23 protein-coding genes are annotated in these 24143 nt (G+C 61.3%); 8 read left to right on the top strand and 15 right to left on the bottom strand.

What is annotated here, in order from left to right:
* Nucleotides 1-45: 45 nt before the first annotated feature.
* The 9 genes from tssH to tssA form a co-directional block, all read right to left on the bottom strand.
* The gene (tssH, locus tag ACR0LW_RS05810) at nucleotides 46-2763 is read right to left on the bottom strand and encodes a type VI secretion system ATPase TssH (protein ID WP_480881882.1); all 2718 of its coding nucleotides are present in this window, start codon (nucleotides 2761-2763) and stop codon (nucleotides 46-48) included.
* Between the two features lie 2 nt (nucleotides 2764-2765).
* Nucleotides 2766-3836 carry a type VI secretion system baseplate subunit TssG gene (gene tssG / locus ACR0LW_RS05805; protein ID WP_480584224.1) on the bottom strand — a complete coding sequence of 357 codons (1071 nt, stop codon included), beginning with the start codon at nucleotides 3834-3836 and terminating at the stop codon, nucleotides 2766-2768.
* Nucleotides 3800-5677, bottom strand: coding sequence for a type VI secretion system baseplate subunit TssF (tssF, locus tag ACR0LW_RS05800; protein WP_480584226.1), 1878 nt, complete (start codon nucleotides 5675-5677; stop codon nucleotides 3800-3802). Before tssF ends, tssG begins: the two co-directional genes overlap by 37 nt.
* 5 nt (nucleotides 5678-5682) lie before the next feature.
* Nucleotides 5683-6177, bottom strand: a complete 495-nt coding sequence (gene tssE, locus ACR0LW_RS05795; protein WP_170630634.1) for a type VI secretion system baseplate subunit TssE — start codon at nucleotides 6175-6177, stop codon at nucleotides 5683-5685.
* Nucleotides 6170-6991, bottom strand: a complete 822-nt coding sequence (locus ACR0LW_RS05790) for a type VI secretion system accessory protein TagJ (RefSeq protein WP_480881881.1) — start codon at nucleotides 6989-6991, stop codon at nucleotides 6170-6172. The genes tssE and ACR0LW_RS05790 overlap by 8 nt, the downstream gene beginning before the upstream one ends.
* An 82-nt stretch (nucleotides 6992-7073) precedes the next feature.
* On the bottom strand, nucleotides 7074-7571 hold the full coding sequence (locus ACR0LW_RS05785; protein WP_170630637.1) for an Hcp family type VI secretion system effector: 498 nt from the start codon (nucleotides 7569-7571) through the stop codon (nucleotides 7074-7076).
* A 92-nt stretch (nucleotides 7572-7663) separates the two neighbouring features.
* Nucleotides 7664-9160 carry a type VI secretion system contractile sheath large subunit gene (gene tssC, locus ACR0LW_RS05780; protein ID WP_170622521.1) on the bottom strand — a complete coding sequence of 499 codons (1497 nt, stop codon included), beginning with the start codon at nucleotides 9158-9160 and terminating at the stop codon, nucleotides 7664-7666.
* Nucleotides 9161-9163: 3 nt separating this feature from the next.
* Entirely contained in the window at nucleotides 9164-9679 is a 516-nt protein-coding gene (gene tssB, locus ACR0LW_RS05775; protein WP_039526464.1) for a type VI secretion system contractile sheath small subunit, read from the bottom strand.
* Between the two features lie 67 nt (nucleotides 9680-9746).
* Entirely contained in the window at nucleotides 9747-10784 is a 1038-nt protein-coding gene (gene tssA, locus ACR0LW_RS05770; RefSeq protein ID WP_480881880.1) for a type VI secretion system protein TssA, read from the bottom strand.
* 79 nt (nucleotides 10785-10863) lie between these two features.
* Here tssA and ACR0LW_RS05765 point away from each other — a divergent pair, with 79 nt between their 5' ends.
* The 6 genes from ACR0LW_RS05765 (at nucleotide 10864) to ACR0LW_RS05740 (ending at nucleotide 14386) form a co-directional block, all read left to right on the top strand.
* Nucleotides 10864-11073 carry a hypothetical protein gene (locus ACR0LW_RS05765; RefSeq protein WP_480881879.1) on the top strand — a complete coding sequence of 70 codons (210 nt, stop codon included), beginning with the start codon at nucleotides 10864-10866 and terminating at the stop codon, nucleotides 11071-11073.
* A 71-nt stretch (nucleotides 11074-11144) separates the two neighbouring features.
* Nucleotides 11145-11561: a hypothetical protein gene (locus ACR0LW_RS05760; RefSeq protein ID WP_170622519.1), complete on the top strand. Its 417-nt coding sequence runs from the start codon at nucleotides 11145-11147 to the stop codon at nucleotides 11559-11561.
* Between the two features lie 3 nt (nucleotides 11562-11564).
* Nucleotides 11565-12185: a MotA/TolQ/ExbB proton channel family protein gene (locus ACR0LW_RS05755; RefSeq protein ID WP_480881878.1), complete on the top strand. Its 621-nt coding sequence runs from the start codon at nucleotides 11565-11567 to the stop codon at nucleotides 12183-12185.
* Between the two features lie 10 nt (nucleotides 12186-12195).
* On the top strand, nucleotides 12196-12630 hold the full coding sequence (locus ACR0LW_RS05750) for an ExbD/TolR family protein (protein ID WP_480584237.1): 435 nt from the start codon (nucleotides 12196-12198) through the stop codon (nucleotides 12628-12630).
* The gene (locus ACR0LW_RS05745; protein ID WP_480584239.1) at nucleotides 12627-13037 is read left to right on the top strand and encodes an ExbD/TolR family protein; all 411 of its coding nucleotides are present in this window, start codon (nucleotides 12627-12629) and stop codon (nucleotides 13035-13037) included. Before ACR0LW_RS05750 ends, ACR0LW_RS05745 begins: the two co-directional genes overlap by 4 nt.
* Nucleotides 13034-14386 carry a DUF4384 domain-containing protein gene (locus tag ACR0LW_RS05740; protein ID WP_480881877.1) on the top strand — a complete coding sequence of 451 codons (1353 nt, stop codon included), beginning with the start codon at nucleotides 13034-13036 and terminating at the stop codon, nucleotides 14384-14386. Before ACR0LW_RS05745 ends, ACR0LW_RS05740 begins: the two co-directional genes overlap by 4 nt.
* Nucleotides 14387-14388: 2 nt before the next feature.
* On the opposite strand, the gene ACR0LW_RS05735 is transcribed toward ACR0LW_RS05740, so the two are convergent.
* The 6 genes from ACR0LW_RS05735 to ACR0LW_RS05710 form a co-directional block, all read right to left on the bottom strand.
* Nucleotides 14389-16416, bottom strand: coding sequence for an adenylate/guanylate cyclase domain-containing protein (locus ACR0LW_RS05735; protein ID WP_170622514.1), 2028 nt, complete (start codon nucleotides 16414-16416; stop codon nucleotides 14389-14391).
* 145 nt (nucleotides 16417-16561) lie between these two features.
* A complete protein-coding gene (locus tag ACR0LW_RS05730; protein WP_480881876.1) occupies nucleotides 16562-17479 on the bottom strand; it encodes a glucokinase in 918 nt (305 codons plus the stop codon).
* Nucleotides 17480-17483: 4 nt separating this feature from the next.
* A complete protein-coding gene (locus ACR0LW_RS05725; RefSeq protein WP_170622512.1) occupies nucleotides 17484-18581 on the bottom strand; it encodes a sn-glycerol-3-phosphate ABC transporter ATP-binding protein UgpC in 1098 nt (365 codons plus the stop codon).
* Nucleotides 18582-18586: 5 nt separating this feature from the next.
* Nucleotides 18587-19486, bottom strand: a complete 900-nt coding sequence (locus ACR0LW_RS05720; RefSeq protein WP_170622511.1) for a carbohydrate ABC transporter permease — start codon at nucleotides 19484-19486, stop codon at nucleotides 18587-18589.
* The gene (locus ACR0LW_RS05715) at nucleotides 19479-20351 is read right to left on the bottom strand and encodes a carbohydrate ABC transporter permease (protein ID WP_170622510.1); all 873 of its coding nucleotides are present in this window, start codon (nucleotides 20349-20351) and stop codon (nucleotides 19479-19481) included. The genes ACR0LW_RS05720 and ACR0LW_RS05715 overlap by 8 nt, the downstream gene beginning before the upstream one ends.
* Before the next feature lie 58 nt (nucleotides 20352-20409).
* Entirely contained in the window at nucleotides 20410-21654 is a 1245-nt protein-coding gene (locus ACR0LW_RS05710) for an ABC transporter substrate-binding protein (protein WP_170630658.1), read from the bottom strand.
* 219 nt (nucleotides 21655-21873) lie between these two features.
* Here ACR0LW_RS05710 and ACR0LW_RS05705 point away from each other — a divergent pair, with 219 nt between their 5' ends.
* Complete coding sequence (locus tag ACR0LW_RS05705) at nucleotides 21874-22611, top strand: response regulator transcription factor (protein WP_170630660.1); 738 nt, start codon at nucleotides 21874-21876, stop codon at nucleotides 22609-22611.
* On the top strand, nucleotides 22608-24059 hold the full coding sequence (locus tag ACR0LW_RS05700) for a sensor histidine kinase (RefSeq protein ID WP_170622507.1): 1452 nt from the start codon (nucleotides 22608-22610) through the stop codon (nucleotides 24057-24059). The genes ACR0LW_RS05705 and ACR0LW_RS05700 overlap by 4 nt, the downstream gene beginning before the upstream one ends.
* Nucleotides 24060-24143: the final 84 nt, after the last annotated feature.

Here is a 24143-nt window from a genome sequence, read left to right as displayed (position 1 = left end):
TATCGGGATTTTCTAGTTCCAGTTGCCCTTGTATTCAGGTCCCGCTCAGTCAAACCCATAAGTGAAGTCGCCGTCTGTGACATCGATCACGACTTTGGCAACTTCTTCGCCCTCCATCATTCTTTTTAGGAATTCAGCCGAAATATCCGGCAGCATTGTATTGGTTACGATCGCATCGATCATACGACCACCGCTATCCAGCTCCTGACAGCGGTTGACGATCTCTTCCACCACGGCGTCGGTGTATTCGAACGGCACGCCATGCGCGGATTCGACCCGCTTCTTGATGCGACCCAGCTGCAGCTTGGTGATCTCGCCCAGCATATCGGGGCTGAGCGGATAATAGGGGATCGTCACCAGACGTCCCAGCAGTGCCGGCGGGAAGACTTTCAGCAGCGGATCGCGCAGCGCCTTGGCCATGCCTTCGGGATCGGGCATCAGGTCCGGGTCGGCGCACATATCCATGATCATCTCGGTACCGACATTCGAGGTCAGCAGGATCAGCGTGTTCTTGAAGTCGATCACGCGGCCTTCGCCATCCTCCATGACGCCCTTGTCGAAGACCTGGAAAAAGATCTCGTGCACGTCGGGGTGGGCCTTTTCGACCTCATCCAGCAGAACGACCGAGTATGGCTTGCGTCGTACCGCTTCGGTCAGTACGCCACCTTCTCCATAGCCGACATAGCCCGGAGGGGCCCCTTTCAGGCTGCTGACCGTGTGTGCCTCTTGGTATTCAGACATATTGATGGTGATGACGTTCTGTTCGCCTCCATAGAGAACCTCGGCCAGAGCCAGCGCGGTCTCGGTTTTGCCGACGCCACTGGTGCCTGCCAGCATGAAGACCCCGATGGGTTTGTTCGGATTGTCCAGCCCCGCGCGGCTGGTCTGAACGCGCTTGGCGATCATCTTCATCGCGTGGTCCTGACCGATCACGCGCTGCGCCAGACGGGTTTCCAGATTTAGAATGGTCTCGATCTCGTCCTTGACCATGCGGCCAACCGGGATACCGGTCCAGTCACCGACCACACTGGCCACCGCCTGATGATCGACGATGGGCAGAATCAGCGGGCTGTCGCCCTGCACCTCTTCCAGTTCGGCATTCTTGGCTTTGAGTTCCGCCAGCAGAGCCTCACGGTCGATGGGCTGAGCGTCTGGCGCTTCCTCGGTCGCGGCTTCGCCTTCGGCGGTGCCGGTGCCTTCGACCTCTTGCCCGCCTGCGCGCAGCTTGGCCCGCAGGTCGAGGATTTCTTCGACCACTTTCTTCTCGGCCTCCCAACGACCGTTGAGGTCTTCCAGCCGCGCCTCTTCCGCCTCTTTCGCGGCATTCACCGCCTCGCGCCGGTCGGCCACGTCATAGCCTGCGGTCTCGTCCCGTTCGATGATCTCCAATTCGGTGGTTAAGGCCTCAATCCGCCGTTGGCTGTCATCGACCTCGGCCGGAACCGCGTGCTGAGACACCGCGACCCGCGCGCAGGCCGTATCCAGCAAGCTGACCGATTTATCCGGCAATTGACGCGCCGGGATATAGCGTGCAGACAGCGTCACTGCCGCTTCGATCCCCTCGTCCAGCACCTGCACCCGGTGGTGTTTTTCCAGCATCGAGGCGATGCCGCGCATCATCAGAACCGCCTTTGGGATATCGGGTTCTTCCACATGCACCACCTGAAAACGGCGGGTCAGGGCCGGGTCTTTCTCGATGTATTTTTTGTACTCGGCCCATGTGGTCGCGCCGATAGTGCGCAGCGTGCCCCGCGCCAGCGCCGGTTTCAGCAGGTTGGCCGCATCGCCGGTTCCGGCGGCACCCCCTGCACCAACCAATGTGTGCGTTTCGTCAACAAACATCACAATCGGCGTCGGGCTGGCCTGAACCTCATCAATCACCTGACGCAGACGGTTTTCGAACTCGCCCTTCATGGACGCGCCCGCTTGCAGCAGGCCCACATCCAACACCAAAAGGCGCACATCTTTCAGCGCGGGCGGCACGTCACCACGAGCGATCCGCAGCGCGAAACCTTCGACCACAGCCGTTTTACCAACACCCGCCTCACCGGTCAGGATCGGGTTGTTCTGACGACGGCGCATCAGAACATCGACGATCTGGCGGATTTCTTCGTCACGACCCACGATGGGATCGATCTCACCGTTACGGGCCTGTTCGGTCAGGTCGGTGCAGAACTGCTCCAGCGCCTCGCCCTTGCCCATCGCGCCGGGGGCCATCGCGCCGCTGGCCTCACCGGGTTCCGCTCCGCCGCCCACGTTCGAGCCGTCCTGCGCGCCCAGCGTATCCTCGGGCGAGCCATCGGTGGCCTCACCAAAGCTGTCGGCCAGATCATCGGCCCCGATCTTGGCCAGTTCCGGCGACATGCTGGCCAGAATGTTGCGCAGCGCGGGCGTCTTGAGCATCCCCAAAATCAGATAGCCCGTGCGCACCTTGCTGTCGGAATACAGCAGCGAGCCCCAGACCCAGCCCCGCTCCATCGCGTCCATCAGGTGATCTGACAGGTCCGAGATCGAGGACGCCCCACGCGGCAGCATGTCCAGGCTGCGGGTCAATTCCGAGGCGATCTTGCCCGGGTCCAGATCATAATGCTGAATGATGCGGTGAATGTCGCTGTCCTGACCGTTCAGGATCTGATGCAGCCAATGCTGGATCTCGACATACGGATTGCCCCGCATCTTGCAGAACACGGTGGCCCCTTCGATGGCCTGATAGCCCAGCTTGTTCAGCTTGCCGAATAGCGACACACGGCTGATTTCCGTCATCTTCAATACCTCTCGCTGTGGGCCAGTTCTTCGGCCTCGAATTCTTGTGTTACGTAACCGGGATACAGGATCAGATCATCCGCATCCGGGCGGTTCTTGTCAGGGTCATCGCGGGTGCGGATCCAGCTGGTATGGCCCAGCTGCGTGGTTCCGCCCAGCGAGGCACGCGGCACCTCGTCACCGGCTAGGACCAGATTGACCTCCCAATCCAGCGTGTCGCCGGCATAGGTGCGCAGGATCGATTCCAGCCGTTCCTGCGACACGCCGCCGGGCAGAAGACGTTTGTAATCCTCAAGCGACAAAGGCCCGATGCGAATGCGGAACTTGGCCGAGCGCGACCAGACCCGGTTGCCAATGCTGGTCGATTGCCCCAGCCGCGCAGGCCCACCCAATTGCCATGTGTCATCCGGTTCCAGTTCCAGCCACGAGCCGATGAACTGCTGCACATGCGCCTCGACCCCGAAATAGTCGGAGATGATCGCGATCAGACCCTCGACCGTCTTGGTGCCCGATCCCAGATGCCCCGCAAAAAAGCGGCGCAGCATGTCGGGCATGGCATCGCGGTCGCTGAAATCCGCACCCTTGAACCCGGCCAAGGCCGCCACGCGCTGTTCGAACGGGTCATCACCCCGGTCAAAACTGGGTGCCGGTTCCGCCGCCGCCCACGCACGATAGAGCAAACTCATCATCCGGTGGGTCAGCATATCGGCAAAGGCGACAAAGGTCGGGTCGCGATGGTTGCGCTGCCGGTCGCGAGCAAATTCCGTCAGGTGCAGCGGCATCGGACCTTGCGGGCCGAAGAACCCGAAGAACAGATTGTTCAGCTTGCCCGGAGCCGCGTCCGTCGCCGGTTCAAACCGCGTCAGCGTGGTGGGCGGAAAGGCCAGCGAGACATCCTGCCCCAAACGCACGCGATCCTCGCGCGGGCGGCGTGATTCCCCCAGACGCGGCGCATCTGCATAATGCGCCTCGATCACCCGCAACGCCTGAAAGACGTGATGTCTTTCAGGGTCGGCCGCAAGCGCGGCAAGCAGGCTTAGATGATCCTGCCCAGTCCGGCTGCCGGTCGCCATCTGGCAATCTCTCCTCGTCGTTCGGTTTTCAGCACGGTTTCCGTGAAACTGTTGATCGTGGTGTATTTGCGGAAGAACCTCTCCAGCACCGCGCCCAGCACGTAGACGCTGGTGCCTTCGTAAAAGCTTTCGTCAAAACCCAGCGTGATTTCCAGACCCCGCACGGCGGTGCTGAGCACCTCGTCGCTCATGCGGCGCACGATGGGGCGGCTGGTGACCGAGACCACGCCTTCCAACTGCTTTTCCGTCACGCGATTGCCCAGGGGGGCGTAAATACCCAGAAGTTCGCGCAACGCCCCTGCCCCGCCTTCCTTGCCGTCGCCCGCGATGGACAGGTAATTGAGGCTCAGGTGGCTGATCAGCTTCCACGCCGCATCGCCTTGCGCCAACGTGGCGTGAGGGCGCGTCGGTGTAACCGGAGTGCGCACCGATTTGACCGGCCCACCATCGGGCAGATGGAACACATCATCGCCGCCTGCCGCCAGCAGCATGGGTAGGTCACGGTTGGAACATAAGGCTTCAACTGCCAGCTGATCCAGCGATCCGGGATAAGGCGCCTGCGCCCGATCCACCAGCGTCAGGTAGACCTCGGACCCCAGATACGAAGTTCGCACCCCGCGCAGACGCTCTTTTTCATTGCGCTGCCGCATCCGCCGTTTGACGGTGTAATAGGCCGAGTGATTGTCGCCCGCCGCCGTCAGATCGGTGTCGCTGTAGAAGGGACGGAAAGGAATATCTCCTTCCTCTTCAGACTGGATACCGGTCACACGCTCGATCGAGAAAATCTCGTAATCCAACCCCGCCGTCCGGTTCGGCACCACGTGGTGCTGGGTGTCCATCTGGGTGATATGCACCCGGTCGCAGCGGCGGTGAAACAGGTTCACGGCGGGCACCGCATTCAGCGAAAACGCCGCAGGTGTGACCGCCGGGGCCACGTCGCGCATGCCGTCTTTCAGAAGAATGTAGATATCGACATCCGTCCCCGCCGATTGCTGCAGCGCGGGTTTCAGCCCCGTCAGTTCCACAAACAGGAATCGCTCCGGCATGGCGAAATATTCCTGCAACAGGCGGTAACCGTCGAAAGACTGGCGCGGGGTCGGCAACAGCGCCTCGTCCGGTTCGAACCCTTTGGGCACCACATCCGCGTCGGTCAGGCGCGTCGTCCAGTCGGCGCGGCGGTCGGTGGAACGCCCGGTCAGACCAACGCATTGGGTGGCCAGCAATTCGTGCAGCGCCCAGGGTTTGCCGCTTTGCGTGTCCAGATGCAGCACAAGGCTGTCCATCTCAAGCTCAGCCATCGGCTCGCCATCGGTTCGGTTCAGCCGCAACCGGATGCCCGCGCGGGCGTCGGTGTCGCGGGCCACACCGGCGGCCACCAGCTCTCCGCGACCGTCGATATATTCCGCCTCGGAAATCTCGATAGGCCAGAGTGTCAGGTCCGATGCGGTCGAAAACTCACAGGCCGTCTGTTCCCCTTCGGCCAGACGCGCCCGCAGGGTGGACCCCCGGGCAATCGGATACCCCTCTTTCAGCGCGGCATTGCCCACATCCGGCTCAAGCTGCGCGATCATCATCGACGGCGTCGGGGCCAGATAATGCGGGTAGACAATCTCCAGCAGGTTCGAGGTGAAGGTCGGGAACTGCATTTCCAGCTCCAACTGCACCCGCGCGGCCAGAAAGGCGCTGCCTTCCAGCAAACGTTCCACATAGGGATCGACCACCTCGATCCCCTCCATCCCCAGCCGCGAGGCGATCTTGGGATAGGCACTGGCAAACTCGGCCCCCATTTCCCGCAGAAAGGCCAGTTCGGTTTCGTAATGTTTCAGCAGTCGCGTATCCATGGCGTCTAACTCCGCTCAATCGCGACTTCGCCGGTGGTCACATCGACCCGGCTGCGCAGATAGAGTTCCAGCGGCATCGGCTGTGCCCACATCACGGCGCGGATGTCGAATTCGACATGCATCTCGCCCGAGCGGTTTTCCGACCGCAGATCAACCGCGACCGAACCTTTCACGATCCGGGGTTCGAACACCTCAATCGAATCCGCAATGGATTTCTGGATGCGCTGCGCCTGCCTCAGGGTCGAAAACGCGCCCGAGGTTTCGCGAATGCCGTAGTTCAACACGGATTTCGACGCGTAGGGATAAACATCTTCGTCGATCAGATCGGACTGATCGGTGGTATTAAGCAACATGGACAAATCGCGCTGGATAATCTCTCGCAGACGGCCAACATCGATGACACGTGCATCGCGCCCTTCTTTCTTCTGATCCGGAGCGTTATCGGTCAGCCGATCCAGAAGCGAAGGCTGCAATCGTTCGGCAAGTGTCTTTTCAGCCATCTCCTGCCGCTTCCTCGGCCTCCACGGCGACGTCCAGTACCAGTTCGCGAATATCCAACAATGCGACGTCAGATTTATCTGTCGCCAACAATCGCTGTCCAAGGCCGACAAAAGTATCCGCACCGGCATCAGACCAGCTTGTCGCCCGCGCCAGACGCGTCGCATCGTCGCCCTGTTCGGTGGTGCCGGCATAACGCGTCGGGATCAGCGCCGCGACCTCGCCTCCGCTGGCGACGGTCAGCGTGCACGCGGTCCAGACCGCATCGCGCAGATCACTGGGGGGATCGATGTCCAAGCGGACGATCTGTGCAAAGGGCAGCCAGAAGTAACGGCCATTCACGATCACTTCCAGCACCGGTCCCAGACGCATATCCGCATCGGCAATCCATTCGAACGCCTCACCGTTCACAGTGCCCGAGGTTGCCGGGGCGGCGTCGAAGGCGCGCCCGCGCATCTCGGCGGCCTGATCGAAATGACCGCCCGCCGTCAGCTTCTGTGCTTCGATCAGATGGGCCAGCCATTCCTGCGGCTCGCCAAAAATCATCGGGGTCTTTTCCCCCGCAAACACCTTTTCGCGATAGACCTCGCAGATGATCGCCTCGCGATAGGTTTTGGCCATCATCGTGGCAGCTTCATCCATCTCGGCGCTCAGCTTCAGCTGGGTGATCGCGCGTTTCCAGTCACCCATTACACAGAGCAGCTGAAACAGAAAAATCCGCAGCTTGGCATCTGCGGGATTGGCGCGGATCTTGTCTTGCAGAGTGGCCAGCGTGGCCGCCAGATCGCCTGATTTAAGATGCTCTTCCGGCGTCATGTAACCCTCGCGCTGTCAGGATGGTAAAAATGCGTAAAGGCCCCGGCAGCCCACGCCGCCGGGACCCATGGTTTTGCCGGGATTAGCTGACGTCGCCGGTTTCCAGGTTCCACAGGAACTCGGTCGGGGCGCCCAGTTTGCCGGTGTTGAAGTCAGCTTCTTTGTACTGAATCTGGATACCACGATAAGCGATGGTCCAGTTTTCCGACGGGATCGAATCCTCGCCGCCATCGACCGAGTAGCTGTCGATGATTGCGTGGCGCAGGGTGAAGATCAGATAGGGCTCCATGCCTTTCTTGTCGTCATCGCCCGACCGGCACAGATGAACAGTCATCTCTTTGGTCGCCTTGCCCGATGCAACATACAGCATCAGCTTGGGGGATGCCTTGCTCAGCTCGGTTGTCATGGTGACTTTGCCGAAGTTGGCGTTGGCATAGCCACGCTGGGTGGTGCCCAGGTCGGCCATGTCCAGGGTGCGGGCAACTTCCCATGCCAGCGTCTTACAGGCGATCCAGTCCTTGTGACCTTTCTCACGTGCTTCACCGGGGATTCCGTCGATTTTTACGAATACGTTTTCCATTTTGCCTTCCTCTAAGGTTTATGGTTCCGGTCTACGGAAATGTCGGCCCGGCGGCAGTGAAACAATTCACATCCCGCCAGGTTTTTTTACTTTTATGCGCCTTTTTCTGACGGAAGTTTCGATACGAGACGTAGCGAGACCGACAGACCTTCAAGTTGATAGTGCGGACGCAGGAAGAACTTGGATGTGTAATATCCGGGGTTGCCTTCCACGTCCTCTACGACGACCTCGGCCGAGGCCAGCGGCTTGCGGGCTTTTTCCGCTTCGGCCGAGACATCTGCGTTGAAGTCCACATACTGGTTGATCCAGTCCTGCAGCCAAGTTTCCATGTCCTGACGGCTTTTGAACGAACCCACTTTGTCGCGCACCATGCATTTCAGGTAATGCGCGAATCGGCAGGTCGCGAACAGATAAGGCAGGCGCGCGGCCAGGTTGGCGTTCGCGGTTGCGTCCGGATCGTCATATTCGGCCGGTTTGTGCAGCGACTGCGCGCCGATGAAGGTCGCCGAATCGCTGTTCTTGCGGTGGATCAGAGGCATCATGCCGTTTTTGGCCAGTTCCGCCTCGCGCCGGTCCGAGATCGCGATCTCGGTCGGGCACTTCATGTCCACGCCGCCATCGTCGGTCGGGAACGTATGCGCGGGCAGGCCTTCGACCGTACCGCCGCTTTCCACACCGCGAATGCGCGAGCACCAGCCGTATTCCTTGAACGAACGGTTGATGTTCACCGCCATGCCATAGGCTGCGTTCACCCAGCTATAGCTTTCGCTGTTGGCACCGGTGGTGTCTTCCTCGAACGCGAACTCTTCAACCGGTTCGGTTTTCGAACCATAGGGCAGACGACCCAGGAAGCGTGGCATCGCCAGACCGACATATTTGGCATCTTCACTGTCCCGCAACGACCGCCATGCGGCATATTCCGGGGTCTGGAAGATCTTGGTCAGGTCACGCGGGTTGGCCAGTTCCGACCAGCTGTCCATCTGGAACAGGCTGGGCTTGGCCCCGGTGATCAGCGGCGCATGGGCTGCCGCCGCGATCTTGGACATCTCACCCAGCAGCTCGATATCCTGCGGGCTGTGGTCGAAATGGTAATCCGCAACCAGCGTCCCGTAAGGCTCGCCGCCAAACTGACCGAATTCCTCTTCATACAGCTTCTTGAAGATCGGCGACTGATCCCACGCGGTCCCTTTGAACTTGCGCAGGGTCTTGTGCATGTCCTTTTTCGAGATGTTCATCACGCGGATTTTCAGCATCTCGTCGGTTTCGGTGTTGTTCACCAGATAATGCAAACCCCGCCACGCGCTTTCCATCTGCTGGAAATCCGCGTGATGCAGGATCAGGTTGACCTGCTCGGTCAGCTTCTTGTCGATCTCGGCGATGATCCCTTCGATCGAACGCAGCGCGTCGTCCGAGATCAGGCCGGTATTGGCCAGCGCCTGTTCGGCCAGCGTCTTGACCGCGCTTTCAACAGCGGTTTTTGCCTGATCCGATTTGGGGCGGAACTCTTTGGTCAGCAGCGCCTCGAATTCCGAGGATCCAAATGCTGTCGCGCCTTCGGCGGCTTCTACCTTGGCTTCTTCTTCGGCCATCTTTTACTCCTCCTCGGCGGCGTCGCCGCCCGGTTTGGGCTGGGCTGCCAGTGTCTTCAGCAGGCTCGGGTCCTGCATGATCTTGGAAATCAGATCCTCGGCCCCGGTCTTACCATCCATATATGTCATCAGGTTGGACAACTGCGTGCGCGCATCCAGCAGCTCTTTCAGCGGTTCGACCTTGGCGGCGATGGCCGCCGGGCTGAAATCATCCATCGATTCAAATGTGATATCCACGGCCAGATTACCCTCACCCGTCAGGGTGTTCGGCACGGTAAAGGCCGCGCGCGGGGCCATCGACTTCATCCGGTCATCGAAATTGTCGACATCGATCTCCAGAAACTTGCGGTCGGCCACGGCGGGTTGTTCGACCTCGGACTTGCCCGCCAGATCGCTCATGACGCCCATGACAAAAGGCAGCTGTACCTTCTTCTCGGCCCCGTACAGTTCAACATCATATTCGATCTGAACCCTCGGAGCCCTGTTCCGGGCTATAAATTTCTGTGAACTGTCAGCCATCTGATGCTCCTCGATTCATCCATCAGTTTTTACTTGCAATCCGCTGTACCGGCGCAGCCGGACCGGATTAATAATCGTCGTCGTCCTGCTTGAGACCGCCAATCTGACGGACCTCATCCAGACCTTCCTTCGCCATGTCTTCGATAATCGTCAGAAAATCGGCATTAACAAGGCGCTTTGCACGTTCCAGCAGGACCGGCAGCGGGCTGGACGGCTCGCAGCGTGCATAATAGTCCATGATGCGATCCAGCATCATCGTGACATCATCGGGCGAGTTGATCGCACCGCCCCCCGACGGCCCCGGTGCAGCAGCCCGCGCCGCCGCCGGGGCAGCGCCCGCGTCGGTGTCACCGGCATCATCCTCGTCCACCTCGCCCACATCGGCATAGCGCGCCAGCGCCTGTTTGATGTGTTTCAGGACATCGGTCAGCGGCTCAAGGTCCGGGCCTTCGCCGGGTGTCTTGTCGGAAAAGACCGCATCGATTGCGGCCACATCGTCCAGCGCGCCCGCAACCGCATCGGCATTGGCCGCCAGAACCTCATCATCGGTATCCTTGAACGCCGCCGCGACGCTGGTGGCATCGGGAATGTCGTCCATGTCCGGCGGCATGTTGATCTTGCCCTCGGCCACCTCAAGATGGCGCAGGGTCATGTGGCCAAACATCCGGCTTTCGGTCAGGCCGGTGCGGCGCAGCGCCCGCACGATGCGATCGGTCGAGGCCAGCCCGCGCACTGCATTGATCCGCATCGTGGCATCGCCGTCGTCTTCGTCCAGTTCAGGGTGGCAGCTGTCCCAGAAATCTTCCAGCAGCGATTTCACATACCCGACCGAGGTCGCAAAGGCGGGCAAGCCCTTGGTGTGCAGAACCGCCTCGGCCAGATAGACCGCGGCGCGCAGGTCGTGGCTTTTGTCCATGACCGCCAGCGATTTGCCTTCGACATCGCCCCAGTCCTGTTCTTCCGCCGCGACAACCTCGTCGCCCATCTGACGTTCTTCGCCGGGCTGCGCGGCAATCTCCAAATCTGTGAACGCAGGATCGTATTCCAGATTCTCGCCGCTCGGGGCATCATCCCCCCTGGGTTCCAGATAAGACGTTAGATCCATTTTTTCCCCGTTCGCATCTGACTTTTTCGTCGATTCTTGTTCTCTTGCACCGCTTAGCGCAGCGTGTGGTCCCGTGTGTATGAATTTGTTCACAGGAGTTAAAGACTGGCAAACACTTTGCTATTTATCTGCATTCTGTGTGGTTAATCCGCCGCATTGGCCCGGTTATGTCGAACTTAACATACATATTCGCCCTTGCGCTACGGGGCGTGTTCAAAACGCCGCCCGGTTCAAGCTTTCACGAACCGCGCAGTTTTATCTTCCCGGTCTGGCCCTGTTGCTGCAATGATCGGACAGGGTCCTGACGTCACCACAGGGCCCAAAATCAATGCCGTCGCACATAAGAACAGGGAACCAAACATGAGACCAGGGATTTTCGCCGCCTTCCTGCTGGCGCTGTCGCCCGTGATCGCGCACGCGGATGAAGGCAAACTGTCGATCGAGCTGAACAAGTTCGAACCCGGTGAAACCGGCGGCTGCCGCGCCTTTTTCCTGTTCCGCAACCAGACCGGCAACAGTTTCGAAGAGTTTGAGATGTCGCTGGCCATTCTGGACGGCAATGGCGTGATCGACCGGCTGCTGTCCATCGACGCGGCCCCCCTGCCCGTCCAGCGCACCGTTCTGAAACTGTTCGAAATCCCCGAGATCGACTGCGCCAACATCTCCGAGGTTCTGCTGCACGACCTGCCTGCCTGCACGCCGCAGAATGCCGAACCCATCGATTGCTTCCCGCTGCTGGCGCTGGACAGCAAGACCTCAGCCAGCCTGGCGCAATAAGCCATGTTGGGGTTTGAAAATCTGGGCACCGGCGGCCCGATCCTGATCGTTCTTGGCGCATTGTCTTTGCTGTCGCTGACCGTGATCGCGTTCAAGGTCATCCAACTTGCCCCGGTCCGATCCGGCGCAGCGGCGCGCGATGCGGCCCTTGTGCAATGGTCGAGTGGAGACCGACAGGGGGCTCAGGCCGCTGTGGCATCCGGCATATCCCCGGCAGACCGGGTTTGCGCCTACGCGATGCAGGCGCTGATCGACGGCTTCAAGGGCCCGGCCCTGACCGCCGAACTGACCCGGCGCGGCAATCTTGAATTCACGGCAATGAACACATGGATACGGGTGCTTGAGCTGATCGCCATGATCTCACCCCTGCTGGGCCTGCTGGGTACGGTGACTGGCATGATCCAGTCGTTTCAGGAACTGGAACTGGCGCAGGGTTCGGCCAATGCCTCGGTCCTGGCGGGCGGGATCTGGCAGGCGTTGCTGACCACCGCCGCCGGGCTGCTGGTGGCCATCCCTGCCGCCATCGGGGCATCCCTGCTGTCAGGCCGGGCCGAGGCCGGGGCGCAATCCATCGAAAACGCGGTGGGTCGCCTGATGGTGCTTGAAGAACGCGGCGCGCATTAAGGGGCCATCGATGTCGCGCGAGATCAGCCTGAGCAGACGCACACCATCACGGCCAGTGATCTCACTGGTGCCGATGATCGACGTGATGCTGATTCTGCTGGTCTTCTTCATGGTGACCTCGACCTATCTGAACCTCGACATGATCCCGGCGCTGGCGCAATCCGACCGCCCCGCGCCCGCCTCGGCGACAAGCGGCCCGGATGCCTCGGGCGTTCTGCTGATCCGCATCGGTGCGGATGGCGCACCGCATTTTCAGGGCAAGGCGTTAGAGCCTGAGGCGCTGACACTGCTGTTGCGCGACCGCCTGACCCAGAACGCGGCGACGCAGGTGATCATCCTGCCCACCGGCAGCGCCCGGCTGCAATCGCTGGTCTCGGTGATGGATGTGGTCACGCAGGTGGGTGTCGCCAATCTGCGTGTTGTCCGGCTGGAGGCGCGGCCATGAGGATCACGCGCCCCGCGCCCCGCAATCGCCCCGAGACAATCATTGCCCTGATCGACGTAGTGTTCTTTCTGCTGGTCTTCTTCATGCTGATCGGCCGGATGGATGCAACCGCCCCGTTCGACGTCTCACCCCCCGTCGCGCAAACCGGTGCGGATATGCCTGCGGGCGGTCTGACCCTGTCGGTCAGTATGGATGGAACCTTCGCGCTGGACGGAGCCGAAGTGACCAGCGCGGAGGCCCTGCAACAGGTTCAGGCGGCCTTGAACGAGAACCCCGGCCTGCTGATCCGCATCAACGCCCATCAGGACGCCGCCTTGCGCGAAGTTCTGCCGCTGATCGCGGAATTCGAAGCCTCAGGCGCACGCGATGTGGTTCTGGTCGTCACCCCGCCGGGGCCGATCCGATGAGGCGCGCGCCGCTGATATGGGGCGCGGCCCTGCTATGTTCAGTGGCGCTGCATGCCGTGGCTGGCGTGGTTCTGCTGCACTCGGTCAACCCCGAGCCCGTCACGGAACAGCCCGTGCCCGAAACCCGGATGCAATTGTCAGCGCATCAGGTGACCCAAAGCACCGCCGTTGAGGCGCAGCCCGAGGCCACCACTGCCGAGAGCGAAAGCGCCGAAGGCGCAGAACTGAAACAAGGCGCGATCCCGCAATCCTCGGCCATGGCCATCGCGGCCCCATCCGTTGAACTGCGTGCCGAGGATCAGACCGCGAGCGCCGAGGCCCTGACCCCGGTTCAGGATGCCCCCCTGCCGCTTGAGACCGCCGAGGTCGCGGCCGCACCCCTGATTGCCGCCAGCCTGCCGCTGAACGCGGTTGAGGCCGGGATTGCACCAACCCAAGCGGTGGCCCTAGCGGCCCCCGAAGCGGAAAGCGCGACAGCGGTCGAGGCGCAGCCCGTGGCATTGACCCAGACGGTCCCCGAAACGGAAACAGCCAAGGCCACCGACGTGTTTTCGGCCACGGGCGATGGCCCGGTCGATCCGGTCAGCCTCGCCGCGTTCCAAAGCTTCACAAGGCCCGAGGATGTGGGCCAAAGCGCGCAGGATCTGCGCGACGGGATCGACGGGCTGCTGTCTCAGGTGCCTTGCGCCCGGTTGCAGGTTCAGTTCCAACCCGAGACCAACACGCTGGAGCTGATCGGCCATATCCCCGAGGACGGCCTGCGCGCGCCGGTTCTAAACGCCTTGCAGGCCCGGATGGGTGAAAACATCCGGGTAGCCGACAATCTGCTGATCCTGCCGCGCCCCCAATGCGGCGCGCTATCCGGGATCGCATCCGTCGGCCTGCCGCAATCGACGGACCAGATCACCAACTCGCTTCTGGTGGGTGAGGACGTTCATGCGCGCGAGTTCAAATACACCCAAGGCCAGCAACTGGTGCTGGACCTGACCGGAGCCGATTACGACGCCTATGTCTATGTCGATTACTTCGATGCTGCCGGTCAGGTGATCCACCTCAGCCCCAACAGTTCGGCCCCATTGACGCAAACGCCTGCCAAGGCGGCGCTGAAGATCGGAGCCGAGAAACAGGGCGATCCCGGCCTTTTCATTACCATCGGCCCGCCCTACGGGCAGGAAATCGCCGTGGCCTTCGCCTCATCCGTGCCTTTGTATGAAGGGGAACGGCCCCTTGCCGAACCCGCCGGTCCGTATCTGGATTTCCTCAGGCAACGCGTTGCCGATGCCCGTGCCGAGGATGCGGATTTCAAAGGTGAGTGGGTCTATTTCTTCATAACGACCGCCGCCCGCTAGGCTCAGGCGGTCTGTACAGGATCAGACTGCAGGGCGGAGGCGCGTTTCATCATGATAACCGACGCCGGATCACCGCCGCGCAAGCTGTCGGCCTTTTGGAAGGCGGCGATAGCCTCGGCAAAGCGTTCGGCGCGGAAGTGGGACAGACCGGTCTGATACGCGTCGATCCAGTCGCGGGGCCCGGTGAAACTGTCTGCCATGGCGATCAGTTCAAACACCACCAGTTCCTTCGACCGGCCCATGATCTCAACCGTGTCCAATTCGCGCACCACGATGGACTCGCCCGCCTCGCGCCTAGTTTCGGGACCGATGATGATCGAGCTTCCGTAGCCCTTGTTGGCCCCTTCCAGGCGGCTGGCCACATTCACAACGTCACCAATCGCGGTGTAGTTCAACCGCTGCTCGGACCCGATATTGCCGACCAAGGCCTCACCGCTGTTCAGCCCGATCCGCACCCGCAGCGCATTGTCGTTTTCGCGTTGAAGGCCCGATTTTTCCACCACATCGATCAGTTCAAGCGCCGCGCGGCAGGCATGTTCGGCGTGATCCGGGTTCGCCCGGGGCGCGCCCCAAAAGGCCATCACCGCGTCGCCGATGAACTTGTCGATAGTCCCGTCATGCCGTTCGATGGTGGATGAGGCCGCGCTGAAAAACGGCTCCATCAGCTCCACGATCTTGGGGCCGTGCTTCTCGGTCAAACCGGTGAAGCCCGACACATCGCAGAACAGAACCGAGATCTGTTTGGTCTCACCACCGGGCTGGGTCTTGATCCCTTCGGCCACCAGCATCCGAACCAGATCGGTCGGCACGTATTTGCGGAAGGCCGACAGACCCACCGCCATGCTGGCCGTTGCCGCCGACAGGTTCTCCAACTCGGTCAGGCGCGAGGGGCGGCGCGAGACCTGTTCGACGTCAAACCGTTCGATCCGGCTCAGGTCCTCGGCCACGCGGGACAGCGGGTTCGCCACCACGTGGCGCACGAACCAGATCGCCAGACCGATGGCCACAACCACGACCCCAAGCAGGATGTAGACGAGATTGACCAGCGTCCGGTCGATCCCCGACAAAAAGGCGGATTCAGGGATCACCGTAGCAACCCGCCAGCCGTAAAACCCAAGCGGCGTCAGCGCCACCGCATAAGGCACATCATCATAGACGATCCGCTTGGTCACCGGGCCGGGCGTCTTGTTTTCCGCATCCGCCATCAGCCGTTCGCCCGAGATCTTGGCAACCTCATACAGCTCCCCCTCACCCATCCGGGCCGGTGTGACCTCGTCCGCCTTGGGATCGGGAATGGCGATCACCTTGCCATCGGCGTTCAGGATAAAGGCCGCGCCAAACTCGCCCGGGCGCAAGGAGCCCAGAAAGCGCGACAACCGGTCAGTGTCGATGGCCACAGCCAAAACACCCTGCCGCTGACGGCGCACGTCAATTGGACCGGCAAAGGCATAGACGGTCTTGTCGCTGTCCGGCAGGTCCCGGACCTCGATCCAGTCGGGCGTGTCACGGGTTATGAAATTACGGTACCAGGCATGCGCGCGTGGGTCGTATCCGGTTTCGGTAAAGCTGCGTTCCTCGAACTGAATATCGCCGGGGATGAAGATGTAGCGATCCTTGCGCAGTTGCCGATCGCGGATATTCTCGTCGATCTCGATCATCTCCAGCCCGCTGTCGCCCAGGCGATGGGCGGCAAAGAAATTGCCGTCGGGCCAGCCGAAGGTGATCCACGAGATATTGGGCTGCGCCTGCAGCTGCGACAGAAACACGAACTCGCGCTTGTCGGCCTGACGGGTCTGGATGACGTTCTGGATAAAGATGGTCCGCACCGCGGCCCAGGCCGCCTCGGCCGACCTTAGGGTCAGGCCCAGTTCGGTTTTTACGGTATTGGCGATCTGGCCATTGATCTCGGCCGCCAGCATCCGGCTGTTTTCCCGCGCCGTGGTCCACCACAAAGAATGCACGGCAAAGGTCGATACACCGATCGACAGGGCAACAAGTATAGATACGGCGATCCCGACACTGACACGCATTTTGGCTCCACAACGGCCCTTGCCGGCAGGAACAAAACCTCTCTGCCGCAAGGTCGGGCCGAGCTTAGTGGGTGCACCACGCCGTTACCAGTCGGTTGAGTCCGATATCCCAACTTGTTTACTTGACGTTGAACGAAACCGGGTTTCAGGCCAGTGATGCGCAGCCTGTTAGCGCCGCCGCATCGTCATCGATGATCCAGACCGAAGGCGAAAGCGATACATAGTCGTTTTTCTGTAACAAAGCCGCGCAGCAAATCTCGGCCCGTTTGCCCACAAGCGAGCTGCGCGCAACGCCCCCGGCCAGAAAGATTCCATCGGTGGGCAGGTAGGCCACCTTCAATTCACGCAGCAACACGCCGATCAGATGAGCATAGCTGTCAAGCGCCGTGTCGAAGGCTTCGTTTCCGGGTTCGCCGGTTTTGGCGATATAGGGCGTGGCGCTGTCAACGCGCTGCCCTGTGACCAAGGACAGGAACTTGCGGCGGCCACGGCCCGAGAACAGCGTCTCGACCGTGGGAAAGGCTGCGGACAGGCCCGGTTGCACGTCCTCCAGCGCGGCGCTGACCGAGCTATAGAGGCTCGCATGCCCGGCCTCGACCGGCGGGCAGACCGTCCGGTCGCCCAGATCGACCGCCGGGCTGACGTTGAAACCGGTGCCGATCCCCACCACCAGCGCCTGTGGTTGCTCAGAGCCCAGTGGATCATTTTCCATGACAGACAAAAGTTGCGCAGGTTTCAGGTGAAAGGCCGCGTGGCCCAAGGCGGTCAGGTCATTGATCACACGCACCCGCGCGCCCGAAAAGCGCGACGACAAGGCCGCCCCATCAATCACCCAGTCCAGATTGGTCAATCGGCCCTTGTTGCCGCTGACCGGCCCGGCCATGGCAACCACGATCTGGTCGGGGTCGCGGGCACCGACCTCATCGAAATAAGCCAAAATCACATCCTCGAACCTGGCGTAGTCCGCGTTTTTGTAGCCCTTGGCGTTTTCGATCAACGCGGAACCGGCCCCTGTCAGGGCCAGCCGCGTGTTTGTGCCGCCAATATCCGCAACCAGTCGCATGGGGTCAGTTCAGCCGCTCGCCGGTTTCTTTTGCGAAATACGACACTTTGCTCATGTCGATGGCAAAGTTCAGCATCTCTCCGGCTTTGGCGCTGGTTTCGGCGTGCAGCCGTGCAGTGACCTGCTTGCCGCCCAGTTCCGAGACCACATAGGTATCGGCCCCGGCGGGTTCGACCATATCGACCAGACATTCGGCCTCTTGCACCCCTGCCCCGGCACGGAACCCGGCCTCGGCGATGTCTTCGGGGCGCAGGCCAAGGATCACGTCCTGCGGCAGCGACAACTCGCGCGCATCGTTCAGAACCAGCGTGTCCCCGGACGGGCGCGAAATGGCGATCTGCGTACCGGGGCCGTTCTTGCTGGCTTGTGCCGGGATCAGGTTCATCGCGGGCGAGCCCATGAAATCGGCAACAAACAGGTTGGCCGGGTTGTTGTAGATCTCGGCCGGGCTGCCGATCTGCTGCACGACACCACCCTTGAGAACGACGATCTTGGTCGCCAGCGTCATCGCCTCGATCTGATCGTGGGTCACGTAGACGATGGAGGCATCCAAAGTCTGGTGCAGCTTCTTGATCTCGGTCCGCATCTCGACCCGCAGCTTGGCGTCGAGGTTCGACAGCGGCTCGTCAAACAGGAACAGTTTGGGATCACGCACCAGCGCCCGGCCCATCGCCACCCGCTGACGCTGACCGCCCGACAACTGGCTGGGGCGGCGGTTCAGCAGCGGCTCGATCTGCAGCAATTGGGCCACCTGTTTCAGCTTGGCCTCCTGCGTCGCCTGATCGACCCCGCGCACCTTCATGCCAAAGGTTATGTTCTTGGCCACCGACATGGTCGGGTACAGCGCATAGGACTGGAACACCATCGCGATGTCGCGGTCCTTGGGGCTGACATGGGTCATGTCATTGCCGCCGATGGACAGCGTGCCGCCGGTGATCTCCTCCAACCCCGCGATACAGTTCAGCAGGGTGGACTTGCCGCAGCCCGACGGCCCGACCAGCACCAGAAAATCGCCCGGATCGATCGAGATGTTGATGTCCTTGAGAATCTCGGTCGCGCCGTAATTCTTATAGAGTTTGTTGATGTCGAGAATAGGAGCCATGGGTCTTATCCCTTCACAGAACCAGCGGTCAGGCCGCGGATGAAATACTTACCGGCAACGACATAGACAAGCAGCGTCGGCAGCCCCGCGATGATCGCGGCGGCCATGTCGACGTTGTACTCTTTGACGCCGGTGGTGGAGTTTACGATGTTGTTGAGCGCCACGGTCACGGGCTGCGTGCCCGCCTGGCTGAACGACACGCCGAACAGGAAGTCATTCCAGATCTGCGTGAACTGCCAGATCACGGTCACAACGATGATGGGCAGTGACAGCGGCAGGAAGATCGACCAGAAAATCCGCAAGAACCCCGCCCCATCGACGCGCGCGGCCTTGGTCAGCTCGGCTGGGATGGTGACATAGTAGTTGCGGAAAAACAGCGTGGTGAAACCCAGCCCGTAGATCACGTGGACGAAGATCAGGCCCGGAATGGTTCCGGCGATGCCCATCATGCCCAGCAGGCGCGCCATCGGCAGCAGAACCACCTGGAACGGGATGAAGCAGCCAAACAGCATCAGCGAGAAGATGATGTTCGCGCCTTTGAACCGCCACTGCGCCACGACATAACCGTTCAGCGCGCCCAGCAGGGTCGACAGGGCCACCGCTGGCACCGCGATCAGGACCGAGTTCCAGAAGTAAGGCCGCAGGCCCTCGCATTGGATACCGGTACAAGCCCCGGACCAAGCGGTTTTCCAGGCATCAAAACTGACTTCGCGTGGTAGCGAGATCAGGGACCCGGTGCGAATTTCCTCAAGGCTTTTCAGCGATGTGGTTAGCATCACAAAAAGCGGCATCAGGTAATACAGCGCAAACAGGCCCAGCAGGACATAAAGCAGCCAACGCAGGGCAATCTTGCCAAAGGCGCTCTGTTGGCGGGTTTGGGTTTGGGGCATCGACAGATCAGTCATTTTTCGCCCTCAGCTCTGAGTAAAGGTAAGGAACCACGATGGCAAAGACGACCAGCATCATGATCATCGCGGAGGAGGCCGCCTGACCAATATCGCCGCGCGAAAACGCCATGGCGTACATATAGGTCGCGGGCAGGTCAGTCGCATACCCCGGACCACCGCCGGTCAGGGCGATGACAAGGTCAAAGCTCTTGATGGCCAGATGCGCCAGAACGATGAAGGCGGACAGGAAGATCGGGGCCATCGACGGGATGATGATCGCCGTATAGATGCGCCATGTGGGGATACCATCGACCTGCGCGGCCTTGATGATCTCACCATCCACCGACCGCAGACCAGCCAGAAACAACGCCATGACAAAGCCCGAGCTCTGCCAGATCGCGGCCATCACAATGGTGTAGATGGCGTAATCGGGGTTCACCAACCAGTCGAACTCAAAGTTTGTGAAGCCCCAGCCCTGCACCATGGATTCAATGCCCAGACCTGGGTTCAGTATCCACTTCCACGCTGTGCCGGTGACGATCATCGACAGCGCCATCGGGTAGAGGTAGATCGTGCGGATCGCCCCTTCGACGCGGATCTTCTGATCCAGCAGGATGGCCAGCAGCAGGCCCAGCACCATCGCAATCACGATGAACAGCGCGCCAAAGATATACAGGTTGTTGATTGCCGTATCCCAGCGCGGGGAGTCAAACAGGCGTTCATATTGGATGAAGCCGTTGATCTCGTATTTCGGCAGTAGTTTCGATCGGGTCAGTGACACCCAAGCCGTCCATCCGATAAAGCCGTAGACAAAGATCAATACGGCAATGAACGACGGTGCCAGCACCACCTTGGGCAGGTGGTTTTCCAGCCATTCGGACATTTTAGCCTCCGGGGAAAGGTGCTCTGCCCCGTCAGTATAGGGGGCAGAGCGATTTGGATCAGTAGCTGTTTGCCACTGCGGTCGCCAGTTGCTGAACTGCGTCAGCCGACGACATATCCGAGTTGAAATGCGCGGTCACAACATCGGTGATCGCACCGGACTGCGACCCGCGCAGCGCCATGCCGTGGGCATAAGACGGCAGCAGCGAACCTGCGTCCGAGGTCGAGCCCATGTCTTCGGCCGACAGGTTGGCGCAGATGTCAAAGTCATCCAGCGCAACGTCGGTGCGTGCAGGGATCGAGCCTTTGTTCAGGTTGAACACTTTCTGGAAGTTCGGCGCAACGATCAGCTTGGCCAGCAGGTCCTGACCGGCTTTCTTGTCATCGCCGTCCACGTCGAACATGGCAAAGCTGTCAACGTTATACAGGTAGCCGTCACCGGGGGTCGAGGCACACAGGAAGTCCTCGCCGGGCTTCTTGCCCGCCGCCAGAAACTCACCCTTGGCCCAGTCGCCCATGATCTGGAACGCCGCTTCGCCGTTCATGACCATCGCGGTGGCAAGGTTCCAGTCGCGGCCCGAGAAGTTCTCGTCCACATAACCGCGCAGGGTGCGCATCTGGTCAAAAACCTGAACCATCGTGTCCGAGGTCAGCGCGTCGGGGTCCAGATCAACCAGAGCTTTCTGGAAGAACTCGGGCCCGCCAATGCCCAGAACCACGGTTTCAAAGACGGTCGCATCCTGCCACGCCTGACCACCATGGGCCAGCGGGATCACACCAGCGGCCTGCAGCTTGTCAGCGGCGGCGTTGAACTCGTCCCATGTGGTGGGCATTTCGATGCCATTGGCCGCCAGAACGTCTGCGTTAGCCCAAATCCAGTCAACGCGGTGCACGTTCACAGGTGCCGCGCACCAGGTGCCTTCACACTGCATGTGACCGGCGATCGAGGCGGGCAGCACATCGGCCCAGCCTTCGGCCTCGGCCACGCTGGAAATGTCGGCCAGAACGCCCTCTTCGTACCATTCCTGAATGGCAGGGCCTTTCAGCTGAACGGCGGTAGGCGCGTTACCGGCCAGAACGCGGGCACGCAGCGCGGTCATCGCCGCATCACCGCCGCCACCGGCCACCGGCATGTCGGTCCATGTACCGCCGTTCGAGGCGAACTCTTCCTGCAGAACGGCCACCGATTTGGCTTCACCACCCGATGTCCACCAATGCAGAACTTCGGCCTGCGGCTCGGCCACAACAGACGACGCGGCCGCAATGGCCAGTGTCGAAACGGTGGCAAATGCAAAACGATTCATTATGTGTCTCCTCCCTGAGAACTCAGTGACTGCGAAAAGCAGCGATGGCTGCATTACTGCGACCGGATCATCATCTGGCAACGCAGAATCCGCGACGAATGCGTGCCACTGCCCAAATTTTCACCGCTTTTGTTACAGCGTGTTACGTTGACATTGAATCTGTTTCCGTTCGTTACAATGCATGATGTCGGAGGCGCAGAAATCGGGAGGAGAAACCGCGTGAGCATTCCGCGACTTTTGGTGGTGGATGACGACCCCGAGATGCGGTCGATGATGACCCAGTTCATGCATCAGAACGGGTTCATCGCCCTGCCCGCCAGTTCCGAAAGCGAAATCCGCTCGCATCTGACGTCGGGCCGGATCGACCTGATTCTGCTGGACGTGATGCTGGGGGACGAAAACGGGGTCGAGATCTGCGCCCGACTGCGCGCCGAACAGGATGTGCCGATCATTCTGGTCTCGGCCCTGTCCGCCGATCATCAGCGCATGGCGGGGTATGAGGTCGGGGCCGACGACTATATCGCCAAACCCTTCAACCCCCAATTGCTGCTGGCCCGTGTCCGCGCCGTGATGCAGCGCGCAAGGCGCACCCCCTCGCTGGCCTATCGCCGCCGGACCAAGAGTTTTCGGTTCAACGATTGGAGCTATGACGGCAAGCGCGATGAGGTGCATTCGCCCGAGGGCTATCTGGTATCCCTGTCGCAACGGGAAACCGCGCTGCTCAAGGTGCTGTTGGCCAACCCGCATATCCCCCTGACCCGCGATGAGATCGCCGCCGCGCTGGATGTCACCGGCAGCGCCGACAAGCCCGAGGCGCAGGGCCGCGCCATCGACATGCTGGTCGGGCGGCTGCGGTCCAAGATCGAGGCCAACCCGAAAGACCCGCAGATGCTGCGCACCGAACGCGGGGTCGGTTATGTCTTCGCCGCCGAGGTTTCGGTGGAAGAGGACGCATGACAGCGCGCGCCCCGCGCCTGCGCAGCCTGGGCTGGATCTGGACCGGGGCGGCCTTTGCCTCGGGCCTGCTGGCGGCGGGGCTGTGGTTCGCCTCGGCCCGCGCATGGGAGGATTTCCTGACCCGCGCCTATGTCGCGGGCTTCGCGGTCTACGAGGATCTGCGCATCGGCCAAATCCCCCCGCCGGGGATCACCATCACCCCCCTGCCCGCCCAGGCCGCAGCGCTGGCCGATGCCGGGCTCTTCGAGCAACTACCCGGCCTGTCGGACCGCAGTTTTGTCACCAACCTGTCGATCCTGACCGACAACACCGCCCCTCTGGCCGGGCGCGAGCTGACGCTGGCGGTGATGTCCGACCGGCTGGTTTATCCGGTCTCGGATATCATGTCCGGCATTGACCAGACCCCCCCCGAAAAACTGGCCAACCTGACCCGCCTGCTGGCCACCTATTGCAGCGAGCCGATCCTGATCGCGCAATTCGGGCGCAGCCCCTGGCAGCGGGTCGATGGCACCGGGGTCTGGGGTTGCAAAGCCGCCCCTGCCGATCTGCGCCTGCCCGCCATTCTGGCCGCGATAGTGGCGCTGGCGGTCATTCTGACCTCGGTCGGCAATGTCTCGGACAGCTTCACCCGTTTCGCCACCGCCCTGCACGACCGCAAACGCCGAGGCGGACCAAACAGCTATGACGCCGACGGCCCGGCAGAACTGCGTGAGATCGTCTCGGCCGTGAACGCCCATCTGGATGACGAGCGGATGCAGTTGGAAAAGCGCGCCACGGTTCTGTCCGGCGTCAGCCATGACCTCGGCACCCCCGCCACCCGCGTTCGCCTGCGCGCCGCGCTGATTGCCGATGACGAGCTGCGCGAAAAGCTCGAGGCCGATGTGGACCAGATGACCGGCATGATCGAAAGCGTGCTGACCTACACCCGCTCGGAACTCAGCATCGAAGAGCCGCAGCAAATCTCGCTGACCGCTTTGGTCGAGTCCCTCGTGGCCGATTATCAGGACATGGACCTGCCGGTGACGCTCAGAAAAATCGCTCCGGTCAAGATCGAGGGCGCACCGTCGGTATTCATGTCGCGGCGCGGCCATGGATCCCTGCCGGAAACCCGGCGCATGCTGGTGATGGGGCGGCCTATTTCGCTGAAACGCGCCTTGACCAACCTGATCGACAACGCGCTGAAATACGGTCGCCGCGCCGAGGTGCAACTGGAAACCGACGCCACCACCGCGACGATCACGGTCGAGGACAAAGGCACCGATCTCTCGGTCTCGGATATCGAGGCGCTGATGGCCCCGTTCCGCCGCGGCTCGAACACCGGTTCGTCAGACGGGTTCGGCCTGGGCCTGACCATCGCGGCAACCGTCGCCGAGCAACATGGCGGCGGCCTGAGTTTCGAAGCCGGAGATCAGGGCCTGCGCGCGCAGATACAGATTACCCGGCAATAGGCCTTTGAATGATCGCGCCCGCCGCGGCTTAGCGAAACCAGTACTCCCAGCCGTCGAGGTAATAGCCGATCAGAGCATGGGATT

It is taken from the genome of Ruegeria sp. N4 (genome assembly GCF_056531425.1).
Note: the sequence above shows the minus strand (reverse complement) of the source record. Positions and strands in the feature narration are given on the sequence as shown.

Excerpts from the sequence above, each read along its gene's own strand:
- tssC (WP_170622521.1), bottom strand. The coding sequence starts at position 9,160 with ATGGCCGAAGAAGAAGCCAAGGTAGAAGCCGCCGAAGGCGCGACAGCA.
- ACR0LW_RS05725 (WP_170622512.1), bottom strand. The coding sequence starts at position 18,581 with ATGGCTCCTATTCTCGACATCAACAAACTCTATAAGAATTACGGCGCG.
- ACR0LW_RS05720 (WP_170622511.1), bottom strand. The coding sequence starts at position 19,486 with ATGACTGATCTGTCGATGCCCCAAACCCAAACCCGCCAACAGAGCGCC.
- tssH (WP_480881882.1), bottom strand. The coding sequence starts at position 2,763 with ATGACGGAAATCAGCCGTGTGTCGCTATTCGGCAAGCTGAACAAGCTG.
- ACR0LW_RS05755 (WP_480881878.1), top strand. The coding sequence starts at position 11,565 with ATGTTGGGGTTTGAAAATCTGGGCACCGGCGGCCCGATCCTGATCGTT.
- ACR0LW_RS05735 (WP_170622514.1), bottom strand. The coding sequence starts at position 16,416 with ATGCGTGTCAGTGTCGGGATCGCCGTATCTATACTTGTTGCCCTGTCG.
- ACR0LW_RS05730 (WP_480881876.1), bottom strand. The coding sequence starts at position 17,479 with ATGCGACTGGTTGCGGATATTGGCGGCACAAACACGCGGCTGGCCCTG.
- ACR0LW_RS05740 (WP_480881877.1), top strand. The coding sequence starts at position 13,034 with ATGAGGCGCGCGCCGCTGATATGGGGCGCGGCCCTGCTATGTTCAGTG.
- ACR0LW_RS05715 (WP_170622510.1), bottom strand. The coding sequence starts at position 20,351 with ATGTCCGAATGGCTGGAAAACCACCTGCCCAAGGTGGTGCTGGCACCG.
- ACR0LW_RS05760 (WP_170622519.1), top strand. The coding sequence starts at position 11,145 with ATGAGACCAGGGATTTTCGCCGCCTTCCTGCTGGCGCTGTCGCCCGTG.
- ACR0LW_RS05710 (WP_170630658.1), bottom strand. The coding sequence starts at position 21,654 with ATGAATCGTTTTGCATTTGCCACCGTTTCGACACTGGCCATTGCGGCC.
- ACR0LW_RS05700 (WP_170622507.1), top strand. The coding sequence starts at position 22,608 with ATGACAGCGCGCGCCCCGCGCCTGCGCAGCCTGGGCTGGATCTGGACC.
- tssF (WP_480584226.1), bottom strand. The coding sequence starts at position 5,677 with ATGGATACGCGACTGCTGAAACATTACGAAACCGAACTGGCCTTTCTG.
- tssG (WP_480584224.1), bottom strand. The coding sequence starts at position 3,836 with ATGGCGACCGGCAGCCGGACTGGGCAGGATCATCTAAGCCTGCTTGCC.
- ACR0LW_RS05750 (WP_480584237.1), top strand. The coding sequence starts at position 12,196 with ATGTCGCGCGAGATCAGCCTGAGCAGACGCACACCATCACGGCCAGTG.
- ACR0LW_RS05765 (WP_480881879.1), top strand. The coding sequence starts at position 10,864 with ATGAATTTGTTCACAGGAGTTAAAGACTGGCAAACACTTTGCTATTTA.
- ACR0LW_RS05745 (WP_480584239.1), top strand. The coding sequence starts at position 12,627 with ATGAGGATCACGCGCCCCGCGCCCCGCAATCGCCCCGAGACAATCATT.
- tssE (WP_170630634.1), bottom strand. The coding sequence starts at position 6,177 with ATGGCTGAAAAGACACTTGCCGAACGATTGCAGCCTTCGCTTCTGGAT.
- ACR0LW_RS05785 (WP_170630637.1), bottom strand. The coding sequence starts at position 7,571 with ATGGAAAACGTATTCGTAAAAATCGACGGAATCCCCGGTGAAGCACGT.
- tssA (WP_480881880.1), bottom strand. The coding sequence starts at position 10,784 with ATGGATCTAACGTCTTATCTGGAACCCAGGGGGGATGATGCCCCGAGC.
- tssB (WP_039526464.1), bottom strand. The coding sequence starts at position 9,679 with ATGGCTGACAGTTCACAGAAATTTATAGCCCGGAACAGGGCTCCGAGG.
- ACR0LW_RS05790 (WP_480881881.1), bottom strand. The coding sequence starts at position 6,991 with ATGACGCCGGAAGAGCATCTTAAATCAGGCGATCTGGCGGCCACGCTG.